We start from the raw sequence: 16,864 nt of genomic DNA on the forward strand, positions 1-16,864 counted from the left end.
AAACGACCAAACGGTAGGAAATGTCGGAATCCACCAAGCAGCGAGTCATGGAGATCCGGGCCGGGCTCTCGCACGCGCTCGGCGCCGCACAGACCGCGCTGGAGCACGCACAGCAGGCGGCGGCCGCCGCGGACGAGCGCCGGCGCCGGGTGACCGACGCGGTGACCGGCCGCCGGCGCAAGCTGTCCGCGGCGCGCGACGAGCGGATCGCCGACATCGTCACCTGGCACGACACCGAGCTGGCGGCCCTCGCCGGCGCAGCGGCGGCAGCGGCCGACCGGGCCGCGCCCGGCGCGGCCGGCGAGCCGTGGCACAGCTGGGAGGTCACCCCGCTGGCGAAAGCGGCGGAACTGCGCATCGGCCGGCTGCTGCTGCCGGAGGCACCGCACCCGCACCCCGAGCGCGCCCAGCGGGCCGAGCCGAGCCCGTGGGCGACCGCGCCCGGCACACCCCGGGAACCCGCCGAGCCGCTGCCGGACGACAGCCCGCCGGAGGTTCCGGCGCTGGTGCCGCTGCTCGACCACGGGCACGTCGTGGTCGGCGGCGACGACCGGCTCGCCGACGAGCTGGTCGCCGGCCTGCTGCTGCGCGCGCTGGGCACCAGTGCGCCCGGCATGGTGCAGATCGTCGGGTACGACCCCGAGCACCTCGGTGGCGGGCTGGCCGGTTTCGCACCCCTGGCCACCGCGGGCGTGCTCACGTTCGCCGGACCGAGCGAGCTCCCCGCCCTGCTCGAGGACATGGTCGGCCACGTACGCCGGATCAACGAGAAGGTCCTGGCCGGCGAGTACGCCTCGCTGCGCGAACTGCACGCGGTCACCAAACGCCGCCCGGAGCCGTGGCGGGTGGCGGTGCTGCTGGGCGCACCGGAACTGTCCCGGCACGAGCGCAGTCAGCTGGACCGGCTGTTGCGTACCGGCGCGGCCTGCGGGGTGCACCTGGTGATCCACGGGCTGGTGGTGGAGCCCGGACCCGGCATCGAGTTCGTGCACGCGGCGCCCGGCGACGACGCCCGGGTGGCCGGCGCCGGCGACCTTCCGGTCCGCCTGGACCCCGGGCCGCCGCCGGTGGTGCTGACCGCGACCTGCCGGCAGATCGCCGAGGCGGTGGCGGCCGGTCCGGCGCCGGTCGCGCTGGAAAGCCTGCTCCCGGAGGCCGGCCAGGAGTGGCAGGAGAGCGCGGCGGCCGCGCTGACCGCGCCGCTCGGCGACAGCCCGCAGGGCTCCACCGTGCGGGTGACGCTCAGCGACTACCCGCCGCACGCGCTGATCGCCGGCCCGTCCGGCACCGGCAAGACCAACTTCATCTACGCCTGGCTGGGCGCGCTCGCGGCCCGGTACTCCCCCGCCGAGCTGGCCTTCTATCTGCTCGACTTCAAGGAGGGCGTGTCGTTCGCCCGGTTCGCGCCGGGGCGGCGGGACCCGAGCTGGATGCCGCACGTCCGGCTGGTCGGGGTCAACGTCAACACCGACCGCGAGTTCGGCCTGGCGCTGCTGCGGTTCCTCGGCGGTGAGCTGCGCCGCCGGGCCGACGCGGCCAAACAGCACGAGGTCACCAACCTGGCCGAGCTGCGCGCCGAGGACCCGGAAGGCTCCTGGCCGCGGATCGTCGCGGTGGTCGACGAGTTCCAGGTGCTGCTCGCCGGTCGCGACGCGGTGGCCGCCGAGGCCGTCGACCTGCTCGAGGACCTCGCCCGCCGGGGCCGGTCGCAGGGCATTCACCTGGTGCTCGCCAGCCAGGACGTCTCCGGCATCGAGGCGCTGTGGGGCCGGCCCGCCCTGGTCGCGCAGTTCTCGCTGCGGATCGCGCTGCCCAAGGCCCGCCGGGTGCTCGCCGAGCAGAACAACGCCGCCGACACGCTGCCGCGCTATCACGCCGTGGTCAACGCGGACTCCGGCGCGGCCTCGGCGAACCAGGTGGTCCGGGTGCCGGCCGCCGGTGACCGGGACCAGTGGAGCGCGCTGCAGCACCGGCTGTGGCGCCGGCGGCCGGCCGAGCTGGGCCCGCCCCGGCTCTTCGACGGCGACGTGGTGCCGCGTCTCGCGGAGAGCCCGGACTTCCGGGCGCTGCGGGCGTCCGAGGCGCCGGCCGCGCCGATCGCCCTGCTCGGCGAGACCATCGACGTCACGGCACGCTCCGCGCGTACCGTGCTGCGCCGTGCGCCCGGCCGCAACCTGGCCGTGCTCGGCACCCGGGTCGACGAGGCATGCGCGGTGCTCGCCACCGCCGCCCGTTCACTGGCCGCGCAGTTCGAGCCGGACGGCGCCCGGTTCTCGGTGGTCTGCCTCGACCAGGACGCCCAGGCCGCCGCCGAGGCGCTGCACGCCCGGATCCCGGAGTGCGGCTGGTACGACAGCGAGAACGTCGACTGGCTGCTGGAGGACGCCGCCGCCGAGGCGACCGCGGCCTGGCCGGCCGACCGGCCGCATTTCATCCTGATCTACGCGGCCGACGCTCTGCCCGGTGGCAAGGCCGCCGCCGACCAGCTGCGGACCGTGCTGCGCCAGGGCCCGGAGCGGCGCCTGCACGTGCTCGGCTGGTGGCGCGGCGCCGGACTGCTGCGTGACTCGCTCGGCGGCCAGGCGTCCCGGACCGACCCGATCGGCGCCTGGGTCGCCCTCGATGTGCACGGCAGCGAGCTGGCGCCGTTCTATCCGGGCGCCGGCGCTCCGAACTGGTACCCGCGACCCTGGCGGGCCCTGCACTTCGACCGCTCGGTGCATCGAGGCGCCGAGGTCATCATCCCTTACGGAACCTCATGAGCGAATTGCAGCCGTCCGACTTCGAGCGGGCCGACTACCGTACCGTCCTGCGCCGTCTCACCACGCTGGACCAGCGCGCCGCCGCACTGCGCGAGGAGGCCGAGCGGTGGCACGCCGAGCGCGCCACCGCGGCCTCCGAGTCGGTTCAGGAAGCGGAGGCCGAGGTACGCGCAGCGCGGCACGCCGTCCGCGAGGCGCAACGTGACCTGGAGACCGTCGACGCGCGCGCGGCCGGGCTCTGGTCGGAGTTCGTGCACCGGGTCGGCCCGGCCGCGGAACGGTTCGGGCGGACTCTTCCGCCGGCCAGCATCCCGCGGCAGCGCACCGAACGCGACGCCCAGGATTACCTGGACGAGGTGGAGACCCGGGTGAAGTACACCCCGCCGGCCCGGCCGCTCACCTTCGGGACCACGGTGCTCTTCGGCATCCTCGGGTTCGCCGGCGGGGTGCTCGGCGTCATCGGGAACACCGCGCTGCGGCAGACCGGTGAGGCCGCCGGCGGTGACTGGCACCAGGCCGCGCCGGTGGTGGCGCTGCTGGTGCTGCTCGCCTGCCCGGTGCTGGCCGTGGTCACCGCGAAACTGGTGGCCGATCGCCGCGGCGTCGGCCTCGACACGGCCGCGGTGGCGACGGTGCTGACCACCGGGCTGGTGACCGCCGGCCTGTTGTTCACGGCGGTCCAGTTCGCCCAGTCAGCCTGATCCCGCCGGGACCAGCAGCGCCTCTTTCAGCAGGCGGCGGGCCAGGACCAGGCGGTCCTCCTGATCCGGCAGGGGCAGGGCGGCCACCGGGTGCGCGTGGCCGTCCAATGCGACCCGGAGCGCCGGCGCGCAGAACGACGGGAACGTCAGTTCGCGGCCGGGTGCCCGCAATGTCACCCGCTCGTCGGGCGCGGCGGTCAGCTGCCATCGCAGGCCGGGCCGGACGATGATCTCGTCGGTCCCGGAGAGGGCGTCGGCGAAGTCCAGCTGCGCCAGTGGGCTGATCGGTGCCGGGCGGGCCGCCGGCCATACCCGGTCGCGGAGCCGCTCGGCCAGCGCGGCCGGGTCCGCCGAGCTCAGCCAGTCGCGCAGGGCGGCCACGGTCGCGGCCAGTTCCGGGGCGATCGCGTCCGGGTCGGCCACGTCCAGGCCGAACGGCAGGGTGGTGCGCAGCGCGGGATCGGCGGCGGCCAGGGCCATCAGCTCCTCGACCAGCGCGTACCGGGTCAGGCCGCGGATCCCGACGGTGAGATGCAGTGTCCGGCCGCCCAGGGCACGCGCCGAGTGCAGCCAGCCGCGCGGCAGGTAGAGCGCGTCGCCGGGTTCCAGGACCACGTCGAGGGCCGGCTCGCCCGCGGCGGTGGCGGCCACCTCGTCGGCGTGGCCGCCCCACGGCTGCTTCTCCAGCGGGCCGGCCAGCACCGGCGGGTGCACGCACCAGCGTTTGACGCCGTCCACCTGCAGCACGAAGACGTCGTGGGTGTCGTAGTGGGTGGTGAATCCCTGGCTGTCCGGCGGCGTCAGGTACGCGTTGACCTGCAACGGGCGGTTCAGCTCGGCGCCGAGCTCACCGGCGAATCCGATCAGCGGCGGCCAGAGCCGGTGCAGACCCTGGAGCACCAGCGTGGCGCCGTCCGCGTAGAGGCGCATGACGTCCTCGTCGCGTACCTGGTCGGTGATCTCCGCGCCGGCGCCACCCCCTCCGGTGAACCGGCTGGCCGGCAGGACCTCGCCCTTGCGGGCCACCCGCAGGAACGGGGTGCGCAGTCCGCGCCGGCTGAGCAGTTCGTCGACGTCCGCCGGGCTGAGCAGGCCGGTGAAGCCTCCCGGGCCGCCGAGGTCGGCGGCCCGGGACAGCAGGGGCTCACGGCCCCAGACGGCGTCGGCGAACGTGTCGCCGTCCAGGGCGACGACCCGGGAGAGTGCGGTCATCGAGAGGCACTGCCGTCGGCGCCGCCGTCCCTCCCGCTGGGGTTCGCTCCCCCGTCGGCCGGGCCCTCGCCCGAGGCGCTGCCGTCCGCGCCACCGTCCTGCCCGGCCGGGTCGGCGCCGCCGTCAGCGGGTCCCTCGCCCGCGCCGCCGTCCGCGCCGCCGTCGCGGCCGGTCGGGTTGGCGCCGCCGTCGGCCGGTCCCTCGCCGGCCAGGCCGTCCGGGTCCGAGCTGATGATCTCTTGATCGCTGAGTGCCATGGTTCGCTCCTTATGCCAGATATGACCGGTAAGCGGCATACCCGCGATGATCAGGTCTAACCCAGCCAGGAGGGCACTCTTGAAAATGAAACGACGGCCGTCGAAGTAATACTTCGACGACCGCCGGGGTGACGACGATCTCATTGACGAGCGCCCATTTCGGCGCGGCAATGACGATTTTCTCAATAGGTTGTCGCTGTTTTCAGCTCGCCCGGCGCTCGCGCACCGCCTTGCAATTCACACACGTGGTCGCGGACGGGAAGACCTCGAGCCGCTCCACCGGGATCGGGTGGGAACAGCCCTCACAGTTGCCGTAACTGCCGGCGTCCAGCCGCTGCAGGGCGTGCTCGGCCTGCGTGCGCCGCTCCAGCAGGGTGCGCAGCAGCGAACTGGCCGCGTCGCGCTCGGCGGTCTTGGATCCACTGTCGGCCTGGTCGTCGCCGGCCGCGTCACCGATCTCCACAAGGCGGAGCCGATGGTTCTGCGCCGCGGCTTCCTCGTACTCGGCATTGAGTTCGTCGAACCGGCTGCGCAGGATCACCCGGATCTGCTCGATCTCCTCGGACGAACGCGTCTTCACCGAGCCCGCGCCCTTACCCGCAACAATCGCTCCGTTGACGAGCATGCAGTCCCCCTGCCCTTCCTTCAGCCCCAGCCGGTGGTTCTCGACCCCGGATCGTCCTCGTCCCGGGACCGGCTCGGTGGAGCCGGACGATACCCACCGCCGGGGATCCCAAACGGGAGCCCCGCGAAAAAGTAACCGGAGCATAACTGTCAGTGGTTGAATCCGCCACGGACTCGGCACACGGGTCTTGTGCCGAGACTCACCTCTCGATCACGAGGGCGGGACGACGGGGGTCGTCGAGGCGTACGACGACGTCGGCGAACATCTCCGGTGCGACCTCGGCGGTGTACCGGTGCAGGGCCGGCAGGGTCCAGCGCTGCCCCTCGGCGGTGCGGCGCTCCAGGGCGGCCGGCGACAGCTCAAGATGGACGGAGAAGTCGAACGGCAGGCCGGATCCGAGCAGCAGAGGGCCGCTGACCAGCACGATCGCCGTGCCGGCCAGTTCCTGGTACGGCTCCCGCGCGGCCCGGTCGGCGCTCGCGTCCCAGAGCCGGGTCACGATCCGGCCCGAGCCGTCCTTACCGGCCGGGACCAGGACTTCCCTCATCAGGCCGGCCTCGTCGAACCAGCCGGCATAGAACGAGTCCGGATTGGTCCGTCCGAACTCCAGGCGCAGCGACGCGGGACGCAGGAAGTCGCCGGTGTCCACCCGGACGGCCGGGCGGCCGCGGAGCCGCAGCGGGCCGGTCAGGGCGTCGGCGAGACGCGCGGGATCGGCGGCGCCGGGGCCGTCGACGGCCACCCGCACCCGGCTGTCGGATTCCCGACTCGTGATCTGGTCAGCGAGGTTCTCGACCAAGTTCTCGAAACTGACAGGAACGACGCGCATCGCTCCATGATCCCCGCTCGCGGCGAGGTTGGCGAAAGTGCGTGATCACACGTCAGTCGTGCGGCATGATCTCGATGCGGGCGTCGTCGGCCAGGCGGTAACCCACCCCGTACACCGTCGTGATCGCCGGTACGCTCGCGCCGAGCTTGAGCCGCAGCCGGCGTACGTGGACGTCCACGGTGCGCTCTCCGGCCCTCTCGTACCCCCAGACGGCGGCGAGCAGCTGCGCCCGGGAGAAGACCCGGCGCGGCCGCTCGGCGAGGTACAGCATCAGGTCGAACTCGAGCCGGGTGAGTGGCAGCGCCGCACCGTCCAGCAGCGCCTGCCGGGACCCGGTGAGCAGGCGTACCTCCGGCCCCTCGGCGATCGGCTGCTCGGCGGGCGCCGCCGGTTCCACGGTGACCGTGCCGCGGCTCAGCTCCACCAGCTCACGGACGGCGGTGAGCAGTTTGTGAGCCTGCGGCGAAACGGCGTCCCCGGTGAGCGGAATGGCCAAGGTCACGGTGAGCGCGGGTTCGGCGGCTCGGCGGGCGGATCCACGGCCCGGTCCGGCAGAACGGCGATCGGCACGCGGCGACAATGCGCTGCCCGGCATTGATATAGCCCCCAGAATTTGTTGCGGCAAGCGAATACAAGCGATCACTGTGCGTAAAGCGGGGACGATATTTCCTGCCCGCGGGTTCACGGGTCAAGTCGCCAACCACAGTGTGGGAAAGACGTTCCACATTGTTCATCGTCTCCGAAACGTATTCCGGGAACGGTTTCTGTCAGCCTCATTAAAGATTGCCGAACGGAACAAACGCAGAAGGGCTTTCTCCCAGTCGGGAGAAAGCCCTTCGGGAGAGCGAAAGATCAGCCGCCGGAGGTGAGGCGGCGGCCGACGGCCGCGATCAGCCGGTCCAGCTCGGAGCCGAACGGGTTGTCGTGCACCAGGTACGTCCACGTGGCGCTGGGCCGGACGATCTCGGCGCGCTCGGGCTCCCAGCCGTCGGTCAGGTCGACCTCGTCGAACGTCTCGATGGTCCGCGACTCGACCTTGGTGAGCAGCTCCTGGAAGGCCGGCACGGCGGCCCGGTGGAACTCGTCGAGCGGGTCCAGCTTGCCGAGCGCGCGCAGGTGCACACCCTCGCGGACCTCGGAAAGGAACGCCAGGTGGTCCACCCAGAGCCGGTCCAGGTGGAAGAGCGCGATCGCCCGGGCCGCGTCGGAGAGGACGTCCTCGTCGACCTCCTTGGCCTTGTCCGGCGTCTTCTCCAGCAGCATGATCGCGGCGACCTCGGAGGTGAGCAGCCGCTCACGACGCTCGGCCAGCAGCAGACGCTGCTGCTCGATCACGACGCTGTACCGCCAGGTGTTGCGGTGGATCTCGTAGTTCACACCCTCGGCGACCCGCTGGGCGTGCTCGACCGCGTAGTCCACCTGCGGGTCGTGCACGACGCCGTCCATGTCCATCCGCGGCGAGGCGGGCAGGATGTCGCCGGCGTGCCGGAAGACCAGCTCGTCCTCGAGGCTCACGAAGAAGACCGAGGCGCCCGGGTCGCCCTGCCGGCCGGCCCGGCCGCGGAGCTGGTCGTCGACCCGGCGGCTGTCGTGCCGGCCGGAGCCGATCACGTAGAGGCCACCGAGCTCGACCACCCGCTCCCGGTCCGCCTCGTCGCTGCCGCCGAGGCGGATGTCGACACCACGACCGGCCATCTGGGTGGAGACGGTGACCGCGCCGAGCGCGCCGGCCTCCGCGATGATCGCGGCTTCCTCGGCGTCGTTCTTCGCGTTCAGCACGCTGCTCGGCACGCCGGCGTCGGCCAGCTGCTGGGCGAGCCGCTCGGAGGCCTTCACGTCGAGGGTGCCGATGAGCACCGGACGGCCCTTCTCGTGGGCCAGCTTGATCTCCTCGACCAGGGCCTCGTCGCGCATGTCGTGCGCCGAGTAGATCCGGTCCGGGTCGTCCTCGCGGATGTTCGGGGTGTTCGGCGGGATCACCGCTACCTCGAGCTTGAAGTACTCGCGGAGCTGCTCGCCGACGTGCACGGCGGTCGCGGTCATGCCGCAGACCGTCTGGTAGAGCGCGATGAAGGCCTGCACCGTGATGGTGTCCAGGACCTCGCCCTCGGCGGTCGCGGAGAGGCCCTCTTTCGCCTCGACGGCCGCCTGGAGGCCGTCCGGCCAGCGACGGCGCTGAGCGACCCGGCCGCGCATCTCGTCGATCAGCTCGACGCTGCCGTTGCGGACGATGTAGTCGACGTCGCGGCGCAGCAGGGCGTGCGCGTGCAGCGCCACGTTGAGCGCGGAGAGGTGGGCGTTCTGCTCGTCGGCGTACAGGTCGACGCCGCCGAGCTCCTCCTCGAGGTGCTTGAGCCCGTCGTCGGTGAACGCGACGCTGCGGCCGTCCTCGGCCACCTCGTAGTGCTTGTCCTTGCGCAGCTCGCGGACCAGCGTGGCGGCCTCGTGCACCGGGTCGCTCTCGGTCGCGACGCTGCCGGCCAGCACCATCGGCACCCGGGCCTCGTCGATCAGGATCGAGTCGGCCTCGTCGACGATGCCGGTCGCCAGCTCGCGCTGCACCCGGTCGGCCACGTCGGTGACCAGCTGGTCGCGCAGGTAGTCGAAGCCGGCCTCGCTGACCGAGACGTAGGTGACGTCGGCGAGGTACGCCTCGCGGCGCTCCTCCGGCGTCATCGCCTCGGTCACCCAGGCGACGCTGAGCCCGAGGAGCTGGTAGATCGGCTCCATCCAGGTGGCGTCCCGCTTGGCGAGGTAGTCGTTGACGGTCAGCACGTGCACCGGGCCGTGCCCGAGACGGGTGTGGCCGTACGCGGCGAGGGTCGCGGTGAGCGTCTTGCCCTCACCGGTGGCCATCTCGACGACCCGGCCGTCGAGCAGCGCCATGGCGCCGAGGAGCTGAACGTCGTACGGCCTCTGGCCGATGGCGCGGCGGGACGCCTCCCGGCCGATCGCGCAGAGCTCGACGTAATCGGTCGCCTCCCGCGCTGCCTCGGTCAGCGCCGCGTCGTCCAGCTCTTTCAACGCTTCCTCACGCGCCTCGATCGCACCGAGCCGCTTCGACAACGGCCCCAGGTCCACCGTCGTACCCGGACGCTGCAGAAACTTTCGGAAACGGTTCTTGAACCGCTGCGACACACCCATGGCGGGCAACGGTACTTTATTTTCCCCGGTCTCAGGCCACGGACCTCCGCCCGTTGCTCAGAACGAGAGCACCACCTGCGTCTCCTGACGCCTGCGTTCGGCCAGCTCGGTGAGCACTTCCGGGCCTTCGGCGAACGGCACCACGGCGGTGACCAGGTGTTTCCTGATCGCGTCGCCGTCGGAACGGAGAAGGTCGAGGGTGGCGGCGGAGAGCCGTTCCCGATCCCAGGAGTGCGCCAATCCGCGCGGAACCCTGCCGATCTGCGCACAGCGGACACCCAGCGCGTTGTGGTGAAATTCCTCGCCGAGCCGGACCTCGTCCGCGCCACCCGGATAGAACGCCAGGTCGATCACCGTCGCCTGCGGCCGGAGCAGCCGCAGCGCGAGGTGCAGCGCCGCCGCCTGTCCACGGCATTGGAAGACCACGTCGGCGCCGCGGTCGCCGTCGGCGTGCCGCCAGCGGGTCTTCAGGATCACCGCCGGGTCGTCCGCGTCCGCCGAGCTGTCCAGCGTCTCCAGCCCGAGGGACTCGGCGACCGCGCGGCGCGCCGGGGTCGGATCCAGGACCACCACCGAGGCGGCGCCGTGCGCGCGCGCGAGCAGCGCGGTGAGCACGCCGACGACACCGGCGCCGACGACCGCGACCCGGGCGCCGAGAACCCCGTCGCCGAGCGAGCGCACCGAGGGGCCGAATCGGTCGGCGGCCGCGTGCAGCAGGCCGTTCGCGCAGATCGGGCCCATGTGCGCGGCATAGATGCCGAGCAGCGGGTCCAGTCCGTCCGGCAGCACCACGACCCGGTCGCGCAGCGGATGCCCGGTGTACCCGGTGCGGTGCCCGTAGGTCATCGCCACCACGGTCCCGTCGCGGTAGGCCGGCGTGCGGCTGTCCTCGATCCGGGCCACCTCCATGTAGCCCAGCCGGTTCACCGGATAGGCCTGCTCGGGCGGCGCGCCGAAGAGACCGAGCGCGGTGTCGAAACCGGCGTGCAGCGCCGGGTTGGTGCCTTTCAGGAATGTCAGTTCGGTGCCGGCCGAGACGCCGCTGAACAGCGTCCGGGCCCGGAAGCCACCCTCCGGGACCGGCTCGCGCTCCACCTCGGCGATCTCGACGGTGCCCGGCGCCGCGACGATCAGATTCTGGTCGGAGACAGTTTGCTCAGGCACGCGCGGCCTCCGTGCGGCTCACGCTGATCGGGCGGCCCGCCGCCACCGACGCGCTCACTGCCAGAGCCACATCATGGGTACGCGCAGCCTCCGCGTACGGCACCCGGATGTCGTCCTGCTCGCCCCGGACGGCGGCCACGAAAGCCCGGTCCACGGCGTGATGAGCGATCACCGGGTCACCGGCGATCACCTCGGTGCCCGAGCCGTCCCGGATCACCAGTTCGGTCTCGGTGAGCGCCAGGGCCAGGCCGTCGGCGTAGATCTCCAGGCCGGCCCGCTGCTTCCAGCCGAGCACACAGGTCGCGGCGAGCGTGCCGACCGCACCGGAGGCGAACCGCAGCACCGCCGTGGTGGCTCCGTCGACATCGGCCCCGGGCGTGGCGGGCGCTTCCGGCGGCGTCCCGTTCCCGTACGCGAAAACCTCGTCCACCTCCCCGCCGAAGTGCCGGGCCAGGTCGATGACGTGCGCCGCCTGCTCGACGACGGGCCCGCCGGACCGGTCGGCCCGTGCCCACCACGAGACCGGCGGCACCTTGTCGAGCCAGGCGCCGGAGATCAGCCGGATCGGGCGTCCGCCGAGCAGTTCACGGGCCCGTTCGACGACCGGCAGATAACGCCAATGGTGACCAACCGCTGTTGTCAAATCACGCTCGGCAATGAGCGCGGCTAGTTCGTGAGCAATTTCACTATTGATCGAAATGGGCTTTTCCACGAACATCGGCAGCCCGGCCGCGATCACCGCACGCTCCGCGTCGCCGTGCGCGAACGGTGGCACACAGACGTAAACGGCGTCCGGACCGGAATCGATCAGTGCCTCGACGGTCGGGTACGCCCGGGCTCCGTGGTCGCCCGCCAGCCGCTCCGCCGCCTCCGGCAGGACGTCGGTCACGCCGCTGACCTGGGCGTCTGCCAGCTCGGAGAGAACACGCGCATGACGTGCCGCCACCCCACCCGCCCCGATGATGCCGATCCTGGTCTTCGCCACGCGCTCTCCACCCTCCGTGTGCCACCGATTCGCGACGATGGATAACCGGGACTGAAAATCCCAAACCATCCACAAGGGAGGCCACCTCCCCGCATTCGATCTGTAACCAGCCAGAAAGATTGACAAAGCCGCATCGCGGGAATGCCCTGCGGCGCCAGAAGATCGCGAGCTTGGGGGAAAGCTGATGTGGCAGGCGAAAGACACAGCCTCACCGATCGTCGAGGCGTGGACGACCTACCGGACCGGACGGGCCACCCAGTGGACGCCGGAGCAACTGGTCGCGGCGAAGGGCAGCACCGGGGTGAGTGTGGTCATCCCGGCCCGTAACGAACAGGCCACCATCGGCGCGATCGTGTCCACGATCCGCCGGGAACTCATCGAGCGTGTGCCGCTTGTCGACGAGATCGTCGTTGTCGACTCCCGGTCCACCGATGCCACCGCGATGGTCGCCCGGCGGGCCGGCGCCCGGGTGGTCAGCCAGGACTGGCTCACCCGGGGACTGCCCCGGATGGAGGGCAAGGGCGATGCTCTCTGGGCCGGGCTCGCGGCCAGCAGCGGCGACGTCGTCGCGTTCGTCGACGGCGACCTGCGCGAGTTCTCGGCGCACTTCGTCACCGGCCTCCTCGGCCCGCTGCTGACCGACAACTCCGTCGACTTCGTCAAGGGCTTCTACCACCGGCCGCTGATCGGCACGGCCGGTGTCGAGACCGACGGCGGCGGCCGGGTCACCGAGCTGGCCGCCCGGCCACTGCTCAACCTCTTCTTCCCGGAGCTGTCCGGATTCGTCCAGCCGCTCGCCGGTGAGTACGCCGGCCGCCGCCGCACCCTGGAACGCATCCCGTTCGTCTCCGGGTACGGCGTCGAGGTCGGCATGCTGATCGACCTCGTCGACCTGGTCGGGCTGGACGCCCTGGCCCAGGTGGACCTCGGCGAGCGCAAGCACCGTCACCAGGGCACCGAGGCGCTCGGCCGGATGGCCGCGCAGATCATGGTGACCGCCTGGTCCCGGATGCACCGCCGCGGCCTCGCGACCTCGCCGGTGCCGCCGTCCACCCTGCTGACCCAGTTCCGCCGGGGTGGCGACGACGCGCTGCCCAACCTGGACCGGCAGATCGCGATCACCGAGACCGGCGTGACTGAGCGGCCGCCGCTCATCTCGCTCGACCTGCCCGCGCTCAACCGGGCGGTCGCCGCGTGAAGGTCCTGATGAACGCCGGCCCGTGGCTGCCGGTGCCACCGGCCGGGTACGGCGGCATCGAGAACATCGTCGCCGCGCTCGTGCCGGAGCTGCGGCTGCTCGGCGTCGAGGTGGTCCTCGCCAGCGTCGGCGAGAGCACCATCGAGACCGACGAGCGGGTGTCGATCTTCGAGAAGGGCCAGTTCGCGGCGATCCAGCGGCCGTACAACCAGGCCGTCGGCGTGGTGCAGGCCCACCAGCACGCCGTGGTGCGGGCGCTGCGCGGCCGCGACGACATCGACCTGATCCACGACCACGTCGAGGCGGCCGGCCTGGTCACCCTCGCCGCGCTCAGCGACGACGCGCCGCCCGGCCTGCAGACCCTGCACTGGGACCTGCACAAGCACCCCGAGCTCTACTCCAGCTTCGACGGCGGCGACCGGGTACGCGTCAACGGCGTCTCCGCCGCCCAGCTGGCCCGCGCCCCCAAGGCGCTGCGGGACCACGCGATCGGGCACGTCCACCTCGCCACGCCGCTGGCCGCCGAACCGCCGATCGAGGTGTCCAAGGAGGGGTACGCACTGGTCCTCGGCCGGATCAACCCGGGCAAGGGACAGGATCTGGCGGCCCGTCTCGCGCACCAGCACGGGTTCGACCTGGTGCTGGCGGGGCCGGTCGGCCCGTACCAGAGCATGGAAGAGCTCGCCGCCGCGGAGAGTGACCCGGCCGCTGCGCTCAACCCCGACGTGCGTTTCTGGCGCGACAAGGTCGCGCCGCACGTCGACGGGGTACGCGTGCGGTGGATCGGAACGGCGACCGGCCGCGAGCGTGACCTGCTGGTGGCCCGCGCCCGGGTGGCGCTCTTCCCGCTGCGCTGGGAGGAACCGGGCGGCACCGCCGTGGTCGAGTCGCTGGCGCTGGGCACCCCGGTTGTCGGGATCGCCCGCGGCTGCCTGCCCGAGCTGATCGAAGACGGCCGGACCGGTCTGCTCACCAGCTCCGAGGAGGAACTCGGCGAGCTGGTCGGCAAGGCCGCCACGATCGACCCGCGTGCCTGCCGGGCCGAGGCGGAGCTCCGATTCACCCCTGCGGTGATGGCCGAGGCCTACCTGGGCCTCTACGAACAGATCCGGAACCCGGCCTGACGTTTGCCGGGCCAGATGCGAGGGCACCCCCTGCACGACGTATGTAAAGGGAGGCGGGACCCGATGCCCAGCCAGCTCGTCTGCCGGCCGGAACGGGACCTGCCGGTGGGTGTCCTCACGATCAGCGGCACCCTCGACCGGAACACCGGCGACGCCCTCGGCGCCGCGGTGCGCCGGAGTCTGTCGGTGCTGCCGACCCAGCTCCTGCTCGATGTCGAGCGGCTTCATGTCGCCGACCCGCTCGCGCTCACCACGCTCGGCACCGTCGTCTGCCAGACCGCGGAGTTCCCGGCGGTGCCGATCGTGGTGTGCGGCGCCGGCCAGGCGACCCGGGACGCTCTGGCGTCCGCGCCCGACTGTCTCGGGCTGCGGATGGCCGACGACTGTGCCACCGCGGTCGCCGAGGCGGAGGCCCAGCCCGCGCAGAACGCCATCCGGGTCCGGCTGCGGCCCGTGCCGGAGGCCTGCCGCCAGGTCCGCAACCTGGTCGACCAGGCCTGCGCCGGATGGCAGCGGCCGGACGCCGCGGCGACCGCGGCCCTGGTCGCCACCGAACTCGTCGCGAACGTGGTCCGGCACGCGCACACCACCATGCGGTTCACCCTCGGCCTGCGCGACGGCCGGATAATCATGGCGGTACGCGACGGCAGCCTCCTGATGCCCCGGACCCTCGACCCGGCGGTCACCGACGCGGGCGGTCGTGGCCTGCGCCTGGTCCGCGACCTGACCGACGCCTGGGGTGTCCTCCCGGTGAGCGACGGCAAGGTGGTGTGGACACAGCTCGTCTGACCGCCGCTATCGTCATGACGGGGACTGCCTGACGTTTTCGCCGCCCCGCGTTTTGGTCCGCGTCGCCGGGGTACCCGGGCACCCTCGGAAGGCGGAGGCATGACGGTCGAGTGCGAGGTACGAGCCGATGGCACACGTCTGGTCGTGTCCACCAGCGGACGGCTCCAGCTCGCCGACGTCGTGCCGCTGCGGGATCAGCTGCTCAAGTGCCTGGCCGAGCAGCCCGACGCGCTTCTCATCGATCTCGCCGGGCTCGAGGCCGGCCAGCCCTCGGCCCTCACCGTCTTCACGGTGGTGTGGCGCCAGGCCGCCTGCTGGCCGGGCACGCCGGTGCTGCTCTGCTCCCCCACCGAGGACACCCGGCGCCACCTGCTCCAGCTGCCGCTCTTCGACGGCCTTGCCGCGGCATACGCCCATCTCGGCGACGGCCGCCGCGCCATGCCGCTGATCAGCGAGGACCTGCTGCCGGTGAGCGGTTCCACCCGGCACGCCCGGGACATCGCCACCGAGGCCTGCCTGCTCTGGGACCTGCCGGACCTGATCGCCCCGGCCAGCCTGATCGTCACCGAGCTGGTCGCGAACGTGATCGACCACGCGCACACCATGATGTCGCTGCGGATATCGCTGCGGGCCCGGCATCTGCACCTGGCGGTTCGCGACGGCACCCCGCGGCCACCGGAGCCGGGCGGTCCGGACGAACCCGCGTCGACCGCCGGCCGTGGGCTGCTGCTCGTCAGCTCGGTCGCCGACGCCTGGGGATGGCTGCCGTCCGAGGGCGGCAAGGTCGTCTGGGCCTCCCTGCGCCGCCGGCCGTGATCGCTGTCGCTTACTTCGTCGCCGGCTCCGCCGGGCTCAGACCCGGTCGCTCGCTCGCCGCAGGACGTTCTCCAGCCCGGAGACCGCGAGGGTACGCGCGACGTACTGCTGCGCGCCGCTGACGCAGATGTCCACGGTCGCCGCCCCGGCCGCCTGCACCGCCTCGACCAGCACCGAGACACCGGCCGCGTCGATCAGCGGGACACCCGCGAAGTCGACAACGACCGCGCTCGTGCCCGAACCGGTCGCGTGGCGCAGCGCCGTCCGCAGCCGCTCGGCGTTGTCCCGGTCCACCTCGCCACGGACCCGCACCACCAGCGTGGCGCCGTCCCTGTCGACAGTCACCTGCATGCCGTGCGGCGCCGCCCGGCCCTCGCCGCCGTCCCAGCGCGGCGGCGTGTCGCTGAGCATTGCCTCCCGCAGCCAGGACAGTGCCCGGCTCAGCAGCCGGGAGACGTGCATCTGCGAGATGCCCAGCTCGGAGGCGATCTCGGCCTGGGTCCGGTTGCCGTAGAAGCGCATCGCCAGCATCCGGCGTTCCCGGGCCGGCACGCGGAGAAGCAGCTCCATCACGGTCAGCTTGTCGGTGACCGACTCCAGATCGCCGTCCAGATCACCGATCAGGTCGCCGAACTCGGCCACACCATCACCGGAGACCGGCGCGTTCAGCGACGCCGGCGAGTACCCGGCCGCCGACTCCACCGCGTCCCGCACGGCGGCCTCGCTCACCCCGAGACGCTCGGCCAGCTCTGCGGTCGTGGGCGTACGCGCCAGCGCGCTGGTCAGCACCATCGAGGCGTGCCCCACCTCGAGGCTGAGGTCCTGCACCCGGCGTGGCACGTGCACACCCCAGGTGCGGTCCCGGAAGTGCCGCTTCAACTCCCCGGAAATGGTGATCACCGCGTACGCCGTGAAGGAGCCCCGCTCCGGGTCGTATCTGTCGATCGCCTTCACGAGGCCGAGCCGGGCCACCTGCTCCAGGTCCTCGAGACACTCGCCCCGGCCCCGATAGCGGCGGGCGAGCCGGCCGGCGAACGGCAGGCAGCGCCGGATCAGGTCCTCACGCAGGGAATCCATTTGCGCGGGGGTGGCGGCCGACCGGCGTTCCGCGTACTCGGCCGCGGCCACGTCGAGATCCTCGAACATGGCGCCGGCAGACTCGCCGGCGGGGCGGCGCGCGGACATATCAGGCCTTTCCACAACCGGAACCAGGCAGGACGGCATGACACTGCTCTTGCGTGGCACGCTAGTGCCCGTT

General features: G+C 72.2%; 15 protein-coding genes. 6 read left to right on the forward strand and 9 right to left on the reverse strand.

Annotated features, from left to right (window positions below):
* Positions 1-20: 20 nt before the first annotated feature.
* Positions 21-2,762, forward strand: a complete 2,742-nt coding sequence (locus tag ACQP2E_RS24965; protein WP_433825362.1) for an FtsK/SpoIIIE domain-containing protein — start codon at positions 21-23, stop codon at positions 2,760-2,762.
* Positions 2,759-3,463, forward strand: coding sequence for a hypothetical protein (locus ACQP2E_RS24970; protein ID WP_433825363.1), 705 nt, complete (start codon positions 2,759-2,761; stop codon positions 3,461-3,463). Before ACQP2E_RS24965 ends, ACQP2E_RS24970 begins: the two co-directional genes overlap by 4 nt.
* On the opposite strand, the gene ACQP2E_RS24975 is transcribed toward ACQP2E_RS24970, so the two are convergent.
* The 8 genes from ACQP2E_RS24975 to ACQP2E_RS25010 all read right to left on the reverse strand — a co-directional run bounded on the left by ACQP2E_RS24975 (position 3,455) and on the right by ACQP2E_RS25010 (position 11,679).
* Positions 3,455-4,675, reverse strand: coding sequence for a cupin domain-containing protein (locus ACQP2E_RS24975; RefSeq protein WP_433825364.1), 1,221 nt, complete (start codon positions 4,673-4,675; stop codon positions 3,455-3,457). The two genes, ACQP2E_RS24970 and ACQP2E_RS24975, sit on opposite strands and share 9 nt — an antisense overlap.
* Positions 4,672-4,932 carry a BatC protein gene (locus ACQP2E_RS24980; protein ID WP_433825365.1) on the reverse strand — a complete coding sequence of 87 codons (261 nt, stop codon included), beginning with the start codon at positions 4,930-4,932 and terminating at the stop codon, positions 4,672-4,674. Before ACQP2E_RS24980 ends, ACQP2E_RS24975 begins: the two co-directional genes overlap by 4 nt.
* Before the next feature lie 202 nt (positions 4,933-5,134).
* On the reverse strand, positions 5,135-5,557 hold the full coding sequence (locus ACQP2E_RS24985; RefSeq protein ID WP_433825366.1) for a TraR/DksA family transcriptional regulator: 423 nt from the start codon (positions 5,555-5,557) through the stop codon (positions 5,135-5,137).
* A gap of 199 nt (positions 5,558-5,756) precedes the next feature.
* On the reverse strand, positions 5,757-6,386 hold the full coding sequence (locus tag ACQP2E_RS24990) for a uridine kinase (RefSeq protein WP_433825367.1): 630 nt from the start codon (positions 6,384-6,386) through the stop codon (positions 5,757-5,759).
* A 52-nt stretch (positions 6,387-6,438) separates the two neighbouring features.
* Positions 6,439-6,888: a winged helix-turn-helix domain-containing protein gene (locus ACQP2E_RS24995; protein WP_433825368.1), complete on the reverse strand. Its 450-nt coding sequence runs from the start codon at positions 6,886-6,888 to the stop codon at positions 6,439-6,441.
* Between the two features lie 350 nt (positions 6,889-7,238).
* A complete protein-coding gene (gene secA2 / locus ACQP2E_RS25000) occupies positions 7,239-9,530 on the reverse strand; it encodes an accessory Sec system translocase SecA2 (protein ID WP_433825369.1) in 2,292 nt (763 codons plus the stop codon).
* A 57-nt stretch (positions 9,531-9,587) separates the two neighbouring features.
* Positions 9,588-10,694, reverse strand: a complete 1,107-nt coding sequence (locus tag ACQP2E_RS25005; RefSeq protein ID WP_433825370.1) for a zinc-dependent alcohol dehydrogenase — start codon at positions 10,692-10,694, stop codon at positions 9,588-9,590.
* The gene (locus ACQP2E_RS25010; RefSeq protein ID WP_433825371.1) at positions 10,687-11,679 is read right to left on the reverse strand and encodes a Gfo/Idh/MocA family protein; all 993 of its coding nucleotides are present in this window, start codon (positions 11,677-11,679) and stop codon (positions 10,687-10,689) included. The genes ACQP2E_RS25005 and ACQP2E_RS25010 overlap by 8 nt, the downstream gene beginning before the upstream one ends.
* A gap of 184 nt (positions 11,680-11,863) precedes the next feature.
* Between ACQP2E_RS25010 and ACQP2E_RS25015 the strand changes: the two genes are divergently transcribed.
* From ACQP2E_RS25015 to ACQP2E_RS25030, 4 genes are all read left to right on the forward strand, one after another.
* Positions 11,864-12,877: a glucosyl-3-phosphoglycerate synthase gene (locus tag ACQP2E_RS25015; protein ID WP_433825372.1), complete on the forward strand. Its 1,014-nt coding sequence runs from the start codon at positions 11,864-11,866 to the stop codon at positions 12,875-12,877.
* Between the two features lie 8 nt (positions 12,878-12,885).
* Positions 12,886-14,001: a glycosyltransferase gene (locus ACQP2E_RS25020; protein WP_433834044.1), complete on the forward strand. Its 1,116-nt coding sequence runs from the start codon at positions 12,886-12,888 to the stop codon at positions 13,999-14,001.
* 63 nt (positions 14,002-14,064) lie between these two features.
* On the forward strand, positions 14,065-14,790 hold the full coding sequence (locus ACQP2E_RS25025; RefSeq protein ID WP_433825373.1) for an ATP-binding protein: 726 nt from the start codon (positions 14,065-14,067) through the stop codon (positions 14,788-14,790).
* 99 nt (positions 14,791-14,889) lie between these two features.
* A complete protein-coding gene (locus ACQP2E_RS25030; protein ID WP_433825374.1) occupies positions 14,890-15,606 on the forward strand; it encodes an ATP-binding protein in 717 nt (238 codons plus the stop codon).
* Between the two features lie 36 nt (positions 15,607-15,642).
* Here the strand turns inward: ACQP2E_RS25030 and ACQP2E_RS25035 are convergent, their stop codons facing one another.
* Entirely contained in the window at positions 15,643-16,791 is a 1,149-nt protein-coding gene (locus ACQP2E_RS25035) for a SigB/SigF/SigG family RNA polymerase sigma factor (protein WP_433834046.1), read from the reverse strand.
* Positions 16,792-16,864 lie beyond the last annotated feature (73 nt).

Source organism: Actinoplanes sp. CA-015351 (assembly GCF_050955685.1).
In the GTDB taxonomy this organism is placed as follows: domain Bacteria; phylum Actinomycetota; class Actinomycetes; order Mycobacteriales; family Micromonosporaceae; genus Actinoplanes.